The sequence below is a fragment of the Microcystis flos-aquae FACHB-1344 genome (assembly GCF_014698375.1).
Taxonomy (GTDB): domain Bacteria; phylum Cyanobacteriota; class Cyanobacteriia; order Cyanobacteriales; family Microcystaceae; genus Microcystis; species Microcystis aeruginosa.
Genome location: NZ_JACJSW010000018.1, coordinates 1 through 12,072 on the forward strand (window position 1 = coordinate 1; position 12,072 = coordinate 12,072).

Consider the following 12,072-nt stretch of genomic DNA (forward strand, 5'->3'; position numbering starts at 1 on the left):
ATTTGCTAAGATTAGACAAGGCGCTCTTTGACGCACCTGTAATTTTTTACTTTGGCAATAAATTCGTTTCAGTAATTTAGCGGAGAGAGGATTTATTTCTCTGAAAAATATCACAAGTAATCGAAATTAATTCACCGCCTCTCTAGCTTACCATATTATTGCTTATTTGTGTAATTAATTTTGTCTTATTACTTATATCATTTTTCAAAAGTAATGAGGGCTGGCTGAATAAATCTAAAAACCTTGTTGGGTAAGACTTTTAGACTTTTTGTCAATCAAAAAGTCCCAGATCTGGGAGTGATCGGGGGGAAAATTCAGGGACTTTTTCCCTGAAAATTAGTAATTGACCCCCTCAAAATCGGTAAAAACCTACACCCGTTCGGCGGTTCGGCGGTTCGGCTGATCTCACCGTCGAAGCCTGAGATCACCCTCGAAGCCTGAGATCACGGCCGAAGCCCACACCCTACACCCCACACCCTGTCCCCACGAAAAACTTTTTCAGCAAACCCTAATGACAGACTTAGTTGCTCACTCCAAAGTGCAATCCCTCTCCGAGAAAGGAACTGCACTTTCAGATGTTAGTCACGACTATTGAAAATTCGTATTAGCTATTTTTTCGGGGACTCTAGCCACTATTTTCAGAGATTGCTGTAATGGGGATTCGTTGACATCCGTTTAGGTGGATTGACTGGCCAGAAATTGTCGTTGATAGTCTAAAAACTCGCCATGCCATTCCGCAAAACGCCGCTCCCCATCTTTGACCAAAAGTTGGCGGTAGGCTTCCGAGGAAATCCACGGCTTTGTTGGGCGTTGTTGGGCCGAACGAGCTTGGTATTCAGCCCTTGATTGACGGCATTGGTTGTGATAATTTTGGTGCCATTCGCGATAGCGCCGTTCTCCATCCCGCACGAGGGCTTGGCGATAGGCTTCTGAAGATAGACTCATGGTGTTACTCCTTTTCAAATCCCTTGATGGCTTGGCCAGAATTATAACACAATGCGTGAACTAGCCAGTGCTGACCTCTCGTCAAGGTACGACATAGATCTTTTCCCTCAGTTGCAAGGCTTCTTTGCTATCTCAACTGCTGCATTTTGTCCCGCTTCGCGTTGCTACCCTTTAACCAAATTTAGTAGGACCGGCCAAGAAATTAGTAAAAGCTGTTTACAGGTGTCTTAAACCTTGTGGCAAACGGCCACAGCTGACCCCATTCAAGAAGTCTAGTTTTTCTGGTTTTTTCTCCTCGGTTAACATTGATCGTAACCTATGGTAGGTAGAATATACACTTTAGGTATCAATATATATGATGTATATGGTAATTTTTTGGCTCTCTTAGGTTTGGTGGGTAAAATGTATTCTAAGATACAGTCCTGCTGGCGAGCTAGTAGAAAGAACCACAAAGACACAAAGGACACAAAGATTGATCGCTCTTATACTTATATAAGTTAAACTTATGTTACAAGGAATAAGAGAGCCATTTTGGGGACTTTGGCGGCCTGATTTGGCAAAGAAATGCCATATTTCCATTAGCACCATTACAAAAATCTCTGGAGAGTTGAGTTACTAATATGGTTAAAATTATCAGTCGTCAATCCTTGGGAAGAAAACCCGTTTACGATATTGGTGTAGAGAAAGATCATAATTTTTTGCTGGGCAACGGGTTAATTGCCTCCAATTGTTTTAATAAATCTCACTCGACCGCTTATGCTTACGTCACCTATCAAACCGCTTATTTAAAAGCTAATTATCCTGTGGAATATATGACAGCGTTACTAACTGCTAGTAGCGATAATCAGGATAAGGTGGAAAAGTATCGAGAAAACTGTCAGAAAATGAATATCGATGTCGAACCTCCCGACATCAATCGCTCGCAAAAACATTTTACCCCGATTGGACGCAAAATTCTCTTTGGTTTGTCCGCAGTTAGAAATCTGGGCGAAAATGCGATCGAGGCTATTTTAAAAGCCCGGGAAGCAACAGGAGGAAAGTTTACTTCCTTAGGGAATTTTTGCGAGCGTGTTGATTTGCGATTGGTCAACAAAAGAGCTTTAGAAACGCTAATTTATTGTGGTGCTTTTGATAAAATTCAACCTAATCGCCATCAATTAATTGAAGATTTAGAATTAGTAGTTGCTTGGGCGCAAAAACGCACCAAAGAGAAAGAAAGTGGTCAAATGAATATTTTTGATATGCTAGGAGGTAACACAGAAAATAAACAAGAATCCGAGTTTGAACAGTCTCCCAGTGCCACCGCAGTAGAAGATTTTTCCCTACAGGAAAAGTTAAAACTGGAAAAAGAACATTTAGGTTTTTATGTTTCCGAACATCCTTTAAAAGCTTTACAAAGAGCCGCTCAAGTCCTATCTCCTATCAATTTAGCTGACTTAGAAGAACACAAAACCAGAAAAAAAGTTAGTGCAATTGTCTTATTAAATGCGGTTAAGAAAATTATGACCAAAAAAGGGACTCCCATGGCATTTTTAACCCTAGAAGATGCCTCGGGACAATCGGAAGCGGTGGTGTTTTCCGATACCTACGAACGTCTGCAAAAATTATTAGTGGAGGAAGCAACTTTAATGGTGTGGGGAAAAGTTGATCGCCGAGATGATCGGGTACAATTAATTATCGAAGATGCGGAACCGATCGAAACCATTAAAATGGTGATGGTTAATTTATCGCTGCAAGATGTCGTCAACCAAAATCGTCAAAATCTTCTCAAAAGTATTCTGCAATCGGGAGACAAACAAAAGGCAAAAGTTCCCGTTATTGCCACCATTGGTGCGGGAACTCAGCGTCAATTTGTGCGTTTAGGACAAAACTATTGGGTAGAGGATGACAATTCGGTGCTAGAGTCTCTGAAAGTTGCGGGTTTTCTGGCTAATTCTGCACCTCTGATTAATCATTAAATGCTAACTGGCAATCACCCAAGAGCCATGGCTGCGCCAATATTGTTTCTGTAAAACCTTTTCGATTTCCTGTTTCGATAATAATTCTCTTTCGACCCACAAATCAAGACAAATATGGATTTTGATCACCTCTTTGACACTATTGCCACTCTTGTCCTCCATCATTCTCCTAGTGGGATGGAAACGGAAATCGATCGCTTTTTACTAGAACGCTTTCAAGAGTTAGGATTAGAAACATGGCAAGATCAAGCGGGAAATGTCATCGGCAAGATTAAAGGACAAGATTCGACCCAAAAAATCGCCATTACCGGTCATAAAGACGAAATTGGCGCTATTATCAAGACAATTAATACCGATGGTACTCTGCAAATTCGCCAACTTGGGGGAGCTTTTCCTTGGATTTACGGAGAGGGAGTGGTGGATATTATCGGTGATAGGGAAACCAGATCAGGAATTCTCTCCTTTGGTTCCCGTCATATTTCCCATCAATCCCCGCAAAAAGTGCAGCAGGAAAACACTCCCGTCACCTGGGAATCCGCATGGATAGAGACGAAATTGACTCCGGAAGAATTAGACGCTTGCGGGGTGCGCGTGGGTAGTCGAGTCGTGGTGGGAAAACACCGAAAACAACCCTTGCGACTAAAAGACTACATTGCCAGTTATACCCTTGATAATAAAGCTTCCGTGGCGATTCTTTTGGCATTAGCGGCCAGAATAATTAACCCTGCGGTGGATATATATCTGGTTGCCTCAGCTAAGGAGGAGGTAGGAGCATTAGGGGCCTTATTTTTTACCGCAAATAACCGCTTAGATGCTTTAATTGCCCTAGAAATCTGTCCCCTCGCTCCTGAATATCCGATTAAGGATGGCAGCAGTCCTGTGTTATTGTCTCAGGATGGTTACGGTATCTATGATGAGCAATTAAATCAAGAATTACGAATTGCGGCCGAAAAGGCGGGAATACCCCTGCAATTAGCCATTATTAGTGGTTTTGGTAGCGATGCCTCCATCGCCATGAAATTCGGTCATATAGCTAAGGCCGCTTGCTTAGGTTTTCCCACCCAAAACACCCACGGTTATGAAATCGCCCATTTAGGAGCCATAGCTAACTGCATTAGCATATTAGAAGTTTATTGTCAACTAATTTAGCTATTTTTAGCAAAAAACCAGAGCATCAATAGAAAAATAGCGATCGCCAGTCCGCTAAAAACAGTATTTTTATGCTGCTCTAACTGCATGGGTGCGGGCGATTCTTCTTTTTTCTGTTTATTTGTTCCCTTTTTAAATTGCGCTGTACTATCGGGAAGTTTATCTAAATCGGGAATCTTCGTCATCCACTCATCTGGGCGTTTGAGACGGGGAGCTTCGATAATATAAAGCAGACGCTTGGCCTGTTCGCGAATTTGATAGATAGGATGGGTAATAAGTTGCCTACAGATTTCACTAGCTTTCTCCCCCTCTCCTAACCCTTGATGGGCAGAAATTAACCAAATTTGAATCTCACCCCCTGCTCGGGAGCCTAAGGAAATTAAGGCTAAAGCCGCATTTAATTGCTGGACACTAAGACGATATTGTCCACGCTCAAAAGCACTGATGCCAGCTTGATAAAGGTCTTGAAAAGAAAGATTTTCGGCCACGGAGTCAAGATCGAGATCAATAAAATTTTACATAAGTATAGCAAGAGGTAAGAAGCAAGAGGAAACTTTGATCAGTATCAGATGTGAGTTTTCAGTTCACTGATGGTTCTTCGTTACTTGGTATGGTTTGATCGGGTGGCATAAATAGACTACATCCTTATCTGGCAAGAGACTTAATTGATTAGTTCGTTCTAGATGGAAAACAATTGACAAAAATCGCCAAATGTCTTTCTATATAAGGGTTTCATCTCTTATAACCCCGTCTATTGCCTAACACAAACAAAAAGAACCTCACTTGATTACTGTTTACTGTTCACTGTTTACTGATCACTGAAAAGCTCCCCACCTCCGCCATTGAGAATGAGAATCTCGGCAAAAATCCGGTACACTTTCTGCTAGACCTGTTCAACCCGCACGGCATGAAAGAGAGGAACTCCCTGTTACTAATTATATTAGCGATCGCCACTATACTAATTAGTCTCGTTTTAGGGATTGTATTTGGCAAAAAAGCGGCCTTGTTAGGAATTTGGGCAGTTCCCGCCATGGTCGGTTCTTTTGTCCATCCCCGTCTGGGATTATTGGCCCTAATCATCTATCTTCCCCTGAGTAATACCTTCGCTTTGTCTGTGGTGAGAGTTTTTCAGGTAGTGGGCAACTTTATTGGCATAGAGCCATCATATTCTCTCTACAAAATCGCCAAGGATGCCTTTTATTTCGCCGCTTTAGCGGCAATTTTAATTAAAACCAAAACTTTTAAGCAATTACGCCCCAAAATCAAGCCTTTTCTCATCACAACTTTGATTTTACTTGCCAGCAGCCTGATAACTTTTCTTTTTGTCAATCTGCCCCAAGGATCAATTGCTGTGGGAATTGTGGGATTAAAAATCCTCCTAAGTTATATTCCCCTAGTTCTCTGTGGCTACTATCTAATCGAGCAAAAACGGGATTTATTCGTGGTTAATCGGCTTTTAATCGTGATGATCTTAGTCTGTTGTGTTTTAGCTCTAATTCAATACTTCTTACTCGTCCAAGGTATCTGTCCTGATAATGAATTCCTCAATCAACTGGAAGTTCTTGTCCCGAAATCCGACAGCCAATTTTATCCGAATATTACCGAGAAAGCCAGCCTGAAAGCTCAATGTTTTGTCGGGGGTTCAGTGTTGTATAATCCCGATCGAGGCTTAATTCGTCTCCCTGGCACATTTTCTGATCCTTGGCAATGGAGTTGGTTCTTAGTATCTAGTAGCGTCATCAGTTACGCGGCCAGTTTTAGTGATCCGCAAAAAAGATGGCGCGTCGCTGGTTGGGTAGCAATGGTTTTAGTCTTCCTTGCGACTCTGGTTTCTGGACAAAGAATACCTTTCTTGCTAGTACCTTTGTTTTACTTGGTTCTTTTTATTGCTACTGGCAAACATAAACAAAAGTTACCATTAAAATTGGGAATCTTGGGGCTGATTTCCCTGCTCGCGGTGACGTTAAATCCCTTTATTCAGGAAAGAGGGCTAAATTTTATTGATCGCTGGCTATATTCGTCTCCAATTGACTTTGTAGGCAATCAAATGCAGTGGATGTTCAATTATGTACAGCTTTTTGGTTTTGGTTTAGGCACAGCCAGCAGTGGCGCTCTTCATGTAGCTGGAGAAGAAGAGATAAGACTAATTGAAACCTACTACGCTAAACTCCTCTACGAAATCGGTATCTTCGGTTTTATCGCTTTTATGGCACTGATGACAATTCTCTGTATTCTCACCTTTAAAGCCTATTTAAAAGTAAAAAATGCTGCTTTAAAGCATTGGGGTCTCTGTATCTGGATTTTCCTACTTTTTATTAGCTTTAACCCCTACTATTATCCTCTCTCCGTCGAGCCAGTTTCTGTTTACTATTGGTTATTCGCAGGACTATTGCTAAAACTGCCGGAAATCAGCGAGAAATTGGAAGATGAGGAGAGATTTCTCGAAAAAAATGAAGTGGAGAATTAAGAGGATTTTTATCGATAATTAAATTATCTCTCGACTGATAGGAGTTAACCGCAATGACAGCAGAAACCCTTGCCTATTCCCTCGAATCTGTCCTCAAGGAAATTAAAGATAGTATTAAAAGTGTTGATCGCAAGCTAGACACCTTCCAGAAAGATGTTGACCAAAAGCTAGACAATCTCGAAAAAGGTTTTGACCAAAAGCTAGACAATCTCGAAAAAGGTTTCGAGCAAAAGCTAGATAATCTCGAAAAAAGTTTTGACCAAAAGCTAGAAACCTTACAGAAAAATGTCGAGCAAAAGCTAGACAACCTACAGAAAAATGTCACCGATGTGAAGATAGGACTAGCAACTTTAACAGAGAAAGTCGATAGTATCGATAATCGACTGATCAAGGTGGAAGGAACCCAAAGTAACCAAATTTGGACATTAATAACTCTCTTGAGCGCTTCCTTGATTGTTGTGGGGTTCCGTGCTTTTTTTATGGGCAACAATCCCTAGGCGATCGCTGTAGAGTAACGAGACTTTCTCGCTTGTCCCACCCGACAGGCTGCCCCCAGGAAAAACTTTTTCGGCAAGCCCCTGTTTTTTTATACACTTTATTTAAACAGTTTGAGTTATAAAATAACCGGCATGACTCAACTCACACCGCGCCCTAGTGTCTTAATTGTCGATGATTTGCCCAATAATGTGCGGCTATTGTCGATTATGCTCACCGAGAAGGGCTATCAGGTACGCAAAGCGATTAATGGACAGATGGCCCTGAATACAGTGCGATCGCTAATTCCCGACCTGATCCTCCTCGATATTAATATGCCCGATCTCAATGGTTATCAAGTTTGTGAACAGTTAAAAGCTGATGAAAAAACCAGAGAAATTCCCGTAATTTTTATCAGCGCTCTTGATGATGTCTTAGATAAAGTCAAAGCTTTTCAAGTGGGAGGTGTTGATTATATTTCTAAACCTTTTCAAGGGGAAGAAGTCATGGCCCGCATCGAAAATCAATTAACTATTTCTCGTCAAAAAAAACAACTCCAAAACGAAATTAAAGAACGTCAAAAAACTGAGGAAACCTTAGAAATTTATCTTCATGCTGTCTCTCACGATCTCCGCAATCCCGTGATCGGGATGTCAATGATCTTAAATAATTTAATTAAAAATTCTCAGGGAGAAACTAAAGAAGTATCCCAGAAGATTTTACAACAGATGGCCAACAGTTGCGATCGACAATTAACTTTAATTGATTCTCTCGTCGAAACCCGACAAAATGATCTTTGGGGAGTTTCCCTAGAACTAAAGCCTTTATCTCTCTACGAAATTGGTCAACAGATCAGTCAGGAATGGGAGTTAAGATTAAAGGAAAATCAAGCAACTTTAATTAATAATTTTTCCCCCGATTTACCCTTAGTTAATGCCGATGCTCACCATCTCTGGCGAGTTTTTGAGAATTTATTAGCCAATGCCCTTAAACACAATCCCCAGGGGATAATTATCACTTTGTCAGCTAGACTAGAGGGCAATTATCTCCGGTGTAGTATTGCCGATAATGGGGTGGGAATTAGCGAAACCCAGAGAAAACAATTATTCGATCGCTATCAACGAGGCAATAATAATAATCAGATTAGTTTAGGACTAGGTTTATATCTATGTCGTCAAATTATCCATGCTCACGGAGGTGAAATTGGCATTATGAATAATGACGAAAAAGGTTCACAATTTTGGTTTACTTTGCCCTACTAAGCTGTTGACTAAGTAGGTAGATGTTAAAAACTTTCAGACACCCCCCTTATCAAGGGGGGATTAAGGGGGGATCTATCTTCAATTTAATTATAACCAGCTACTTATCTACATTACTCGTTAAGACTGTCTATGAGCAGGAAGAGCCAGTTTAAACATTTGTTTTTTCCTGTTACCGGGGAAAGAAAGGGCTAAGATCTATTTAGATCAACTATCTTCACTTGCCATGGCCGCCAATGCCGACTATTCTGCCCATTCCAGCGTTAACTTGCAACAACCTTGGCATACCTATCCGGTGGAAACCACCCTATCTATCCTCGGTAGTTCGGCTGTTAATGGCCTCAATAGGGAGCAAATCGCCCAAAGAATTAAATATTATGGCAAAAATGAACTACAAGAACGTCCAGGGCGCAGTAATTGGCAAATTCTCCTAGATCAGTTTACCAATATTATGCTCCTCCTCTTAATTGCCGTGGCCATAATTTCCGGAGGACTGGATTTACTAGCATTACAGCGCGGTCATCTGGCTAAAATTGGTGTTCCCTTCAAAGATACGATCGCTATTTTAACAATTGTCATCCTCAATGGTATCCTCGGCTATCTGCAAGAAAGTCGCGCCGAAAAAGCTCTGGCCGCTTTAAAAAAACTTTCCTCTCCCCAAGTTAATGTTATTCGCGAGGGCCAACGCACAGAAATAGATGCGGTTAATCTCGTCCCCGGGGACATCATGCTGATTGAAGCGGGAACCCAAATCAGCGCCGACGGCCAAATTATCGAAGCTTTTAACCTGCAAATTCGCGAATCGGCCTTGACAGGAGAGGCAAATAGTGTTAATAAATCCGCCTCCATTGACCCCTTAGACAGGGATACTCCCCTTGGCGATCGCTTAAATTTTGTCTTTACTGGAACAGAGGTACTGCAAGGCCGGGCCAAGGTCATCGTTACCAATACGGGGATGACAACGGAATTAGGCAAAATCGCTCAAATGTTAGCAACAGTCGGCAATGAACCCACTCCTCTCCAAAAAAGAATGACTCACTTGGGTAATGTCCTTGTTGCTGGTTCTCTCATTCTAGTGGCCCTGACTATTACCATCGGCCTGATCAATGCCGGTTGGTCGGCCCTAGAGGAATTAGTGGAAGTTTCCCTTAGTATGGCAGTAGCCGTCGTTCCCGAAGGATTACCCGCAGTTATCACCCTAACTCTCGCCCTAGGTACCCAACGCATGGTCAAACGTCAGGCCTTGATTCGCAAACTGCCGGCAGTAGAAACCCTTGGTTCCGTTAATGTGATCTGTTCCGACAAAACCGGGACGCTAACGGAAAATAAAATGACCGTGCGGGAGATAGAGACAATTAATCGCAATTTTTCGGTGACAGGGGAAGGATATAGCCCAAAAGGACAATTTTTAGACACCGAGCAACGGGCGATCGATCCCAAAACCGATCTAGAATTACATCATCTTTTAATTGCCAGTATCCTCTGCAACGATGCCAGTTTAGACCTCGATAACGGTCACGATAGCATTTTAGGCGATCCCACGGAAGGAGCCTTATTAGTTTTAGGGGCGAAAGCGGGCTTAAATTTATCCCTAACCAAGCAAGAGTTCCCTAGAATCGCTGAAATCCCCTTTTCTTCTCAAAGAAAGCGAATGTCGGTCATTTGTCAAGGAGTCAATCCCGTACTATTTACCAAAGGTTCCCCGGAATTAATCCTTGAACAATGTCTCTCCTATCAATCGGGATTAGAAAGTCTTCCTTTTGGGGATAGGGAAAAAGAAAAAGTCTTAGTCGCTAACAATGCTATGGCTAACAGGGGTTTACGAGTCTTAGGATTAGCCTACAAAAACCTGATTTATCCGTCAGAATCAACTGAAATCAGCGAAGATGAGCTAATTTGGTTAGGAATGGTCGGTATGATCGACGCAGCGCGACCGGAGGTACAAATCGCCGTGGCTAGGTGTCGAGAAGCGGGAATCCGTCCAATCATGATCACCGGCGATCATCAATTAACCGCTCTAGCGGTGGCTAAAAGTCTTGGTATTGCCCAAGCGGGAGCTTTAGTCATCTCAGGGCGAGAATTAGATAAATTATCACCAATTCAGCTAGAAAACATCATTGACAAAACTAACATCTATGCCCGTGTCTCCCCCGAACATAAATTAACCATTGTCCGCGCCTTGCAAAAAAAGGGTAAATTTGTTGCTATGACCGGAGATGGGGTGAATGATGCTCCGGCCCTGAAACAAGCAGATATCGGCATTGCCATGGGAATCGCTGGAACCGATGTCACCAAAGAGGCTAGTGATATGATTCTCCTTGATGATAATTTTGCCACTATCGTCGCTGCCACGGAAGAAGGGCGAGTGGTTTATAACAATATTCGCAGTTTTATTAAATATATTCTCGGCAGTAATATCGGGGAAGTGATTACTATCGCTGCTTCGCCTCTTTTGGGTTTAGCTACTCCTCTCACTCCCCTACAAATTCTCTGGATGAATTTAGTTACTGATGGTTTACCTGCTTTAGCTTTGGCAGTGGAACCCGCTTCTCCTAATATTATGCGTCGCCCTCCTTTTAGTCCCCAAGAAAGTATTTTTGCTCGCGGTTTGGGCAGTTATATCGTGAGAATTGGGATTATTTTTTCGATTATTAATATCACTCAAATGTTAATCGCTGTGCGCTTGGATCCGCTTTTTGGTAATACTGGTTCATGGAAAACTATGGTTTTTACTACTCTCTGTTTAGCTCAAATGGGTCATGCCATTTCTGTGCGATCAAGCGATCATCTTACCATAGAAATGAATCCTTTGACTAATCCCTATCTCTGGGTAGCAGTAACCCTGACGACAATTTTTCAACTGATGTTAATCTATGTTCCTGCCCTGCGGGATTTTTTCGGCACTCAATTTTTAACTAAAGAAGAATTATTAATCTGTTTGGGATTTAGTACCTTGTTATTCGTTTGGGTGGAGTTAGAAAAATTATTTACCCGTTGGTATCACCGGCGATAATCGGGGAGCTTTTTTCATTGTTCAGTAAACAGTGAATTGAAAACTCAAATCTGATAACTGATAAACCCCATCCACAGGGAAAACCGTAGTTTGGCTTTTTCAGCTACGATCCTTATATAGGGTTTGCGGCAAAAAGTACGGGCGAAGCATTCGGATAGAAAATCTACGGTTTCATCGATAGGTTATTGCCCGAATGCTTCGCCCCTACAGGACGCGGGCCGATGAAGACGCAAGGTTTTGAAGCACGATTCTCTCAAAATCTTGCACCTGTTTCCAGAGAAAAGCCAGAAAGCCCCTACCTTGCCTACATTTCACATTTATTCAGCAAATCCTACATAGTAATAATTTTAAGGTTTAGTGCCTTGGCCGTGAAATTCCAGTTCTCTAGCTGATTGCGATTTGGCTTACTATTAAAAACTGATTTGATCTAAAATTGAGTCAGCAATATTTTATTGGGAGTATCAAACAATGGAACCAGTTTCTCTGATTGTCGCCGCCTTGACTGCCGGTGCGGTTGCTGCGGCTAAAGATACGGCGGAAAAAGGTGTTAAAGCAGAAGTGTTGAACGGGGAAAAAAGTCGTACAAAATTTGATATTATAGATAAGAAAACAAAGTAAATATACACCAATAAATGTGAATAAGCCATGCTAACAATTTTCCCAAAACTAATGAAAGAGCTTCTCAAGCCACTCCCCAAAAATGACTATCCCGCATTAAGTACATTTACTTTTGTGTCCTGTTGGATAGGTTTTGCACTGGATAAAAGTATCGTCAGCATGAGAGACTTAAGCGCACGCCTGAAAATG

General features: G+C 41.9%; 9 protein-coding genes. 7 read left to right on the plus strand and 2 right to left on the minus strand.

Features of this window, described 5'->3' with window-relative positions:
- Positions 1-675: 675 nt before the first annotated feature.
- The gene (locus H6G48_RS00700) at positions 676-945 is read right to left on the minus strand and encodes a hypothetical protein (RefSeq protein WP_190718088.1); all 270 of its coding nucleotides are present in this window, start codon (positions 943-945) and stop codon (positions 676-678) included.
- A 620-nt stretch (positions 946-1,565) separates the two neighbouring features.
- Between H6G48_RS00700 and H6G48_RS00705 the strand changes: the two genes are divergently transcribed.
- Together H6G48_RS00705 and H6G48_RS00710 are read left to right on the plus strand one after the other, a co-directional pair.
- The gene (locus H6G48_RS00705) at positions 1,566-2,903 is read left to right on the plus strand and encodes a helix-hairpin-helix domain-containing protein (protein ID WP_190718090.1); all 1,338 of its coding nucleotides are present in this window, start codon (positions 1,566-1,568) and stop codon (positions 2,901-2,903) included.
- A gap of 114 nt (positions 2,904-3,017) precedes the next feature.
- Entirely contained in the window at positions 3,018-4,052 is a 1,035-nt protein-coding gene (locus tag H6G48_RS00710) for a M42 family metallopeptidase (protein ID WP_190718092.1), read from the plus strand.
- Here H6G48_RS00710 and H6G48_RS00715 read toward each other — a convergent pair.
- The gene (locus H6G48_RS00715) at positions 4,049-4,540 is read right to left on the minus strand and encodes a hypothetical protein (RefSeq protein ID WP_190718094.1); all 492 of its coding nucleotides are present in this window, start codon (positions 4,538-4,540) and stop codon (positions 4,049-4,051) included. The genes H6G48_RS00710 and H6G48_RS00715 overlap by 4 nt on opposite strands.
- Positions 4,541-4,959: 419 nt before the next feature.
- Here H6G48_RS00715 and H6G48_RS00720 point away from each other — a divergent pair, with 419 nt between their 5' ends.
- The 5 genes from H6G48_RS00720 (at position 4,960) to H6G48_RS00740 (ending at position 11,883) form a co-directional block, all read left to right on the plus strand.
- Positions 4,960-6,519 (plus strand): hypothetical protein, encoded by a 1,560-nt coding sequence (locus tag H6G48_RS00720; RefSeq protein WP_190718097.1) that lies wholly within the window; start codon positions 4,960-4,962, stop codon positions 6,517-6,519.
- A gap of 53 nt (positions 6,520-6,572) precedes the next feature.
- Positions 6,573-7,016, plus strand: a complete 444-nt coding sequence (locus H6G48_RS00725) for a hypothetical protein (RefSeq protein ID WP_190718099.1) — start codon at positions 6,573-6,575, stop codon at positions 7,014-7,016.
- A gap of 132 nt (positions 7,017-7,148) precedes the next feature.
- Positions 7,149-8,255: a hybrid sensor histidine kinase/response regulator gene (locus H6G48_RS00730; RefSeq protein ID WP_190718101.1), complete on the plus strand. Its 1,107-nt coding sequence runs from the start codon at positions 7,149-7,151 to the stop codon at positions 8,253-8,255.
- A 223-nt stretch (positions 8,256-8,478) separates the two neighbouring features.
- Complete coding sequence (locus tag H6G48_RS00735) at positions 8,479-11,265, plus strand: cation-translocating P-type ATPase (protein WP_190718103.1); 2,787 nt, start codon at positions 8,479-8,481, stop codon at positions 11,263-11,265.
- A 468-nt stretch (positions 11,266-11,733) separates the two neighbouring features.
- Positions 11,734-11,883, plus strand: coding sequence for a hypothetical protein (locus H6G48_RS00740; RefSeq protein WP_190718104.1), 150 nt, complete (start codon positions 11,734-11,736; stop codon positions 11,881-11,883).
- Positions 11,884-12,072 lie beyond the last annotated feature (189 nt).

Bases quoted from the DNA above. Each gene is read 5' to 3' on its own strand.
- H6G48_RS00700 (WP_190718088.1), bottom strand. From the start codon at position 945: ATGAGTCTATCTTCAGAAGCCTATCGCCAAGCCCTCGTGCGGGATGGA.
- H6G48_RS00705 (WP_190718090.1), top strand. From the start codon at position 1,566: ATGGTTAAAATTATCAGTCGTCAATCCTTGGGAAGAAAACCCGTTTAC.
- H6G48_RS00710 (WP_190718092.1), top strand. From the start codon at position 3,018: ATGGATTTTGATCACCTCTTTGACACTATTGCCACTCTTGTCCTCCAT.
- H6G48_RS00720 (WP_190718097.1), top strand. From the start codon at position 4,960: ATGAAAGAGAGGAACTCCCTGTTACTAATTATATTAGCGATCGCCACT.
- H6G48_RS00725 (WP_190718099.1), top strand. From the start codon at position 6,573: ATGACAGCAGAAACCCTTGCCTATTCCCTCGAATCTGTCCTCAAGGAA.
- H6G48_RS00730 (WP_190718101.1), top strand. From the start codon at position 7,149: ATGACTCAACTCACACCGCGCCCTAGTGTCTTAATTGTCGATGATTTG.
- H6G48_RS00735 (WP_190718103.1), top strand. From the start codon at position 8,479: ATGGCCGCCAATGCCGACTATTCTGCCCATTCCAGCGTTAACTTGCAA.
- H6G48_RS00740 (WP_190718104.1), top strand. From the start codon at position 11,734: ATGGAACCAGTTTCTCTGATTGTCGCCGCCTTGACTGCCGGTGCGGTT.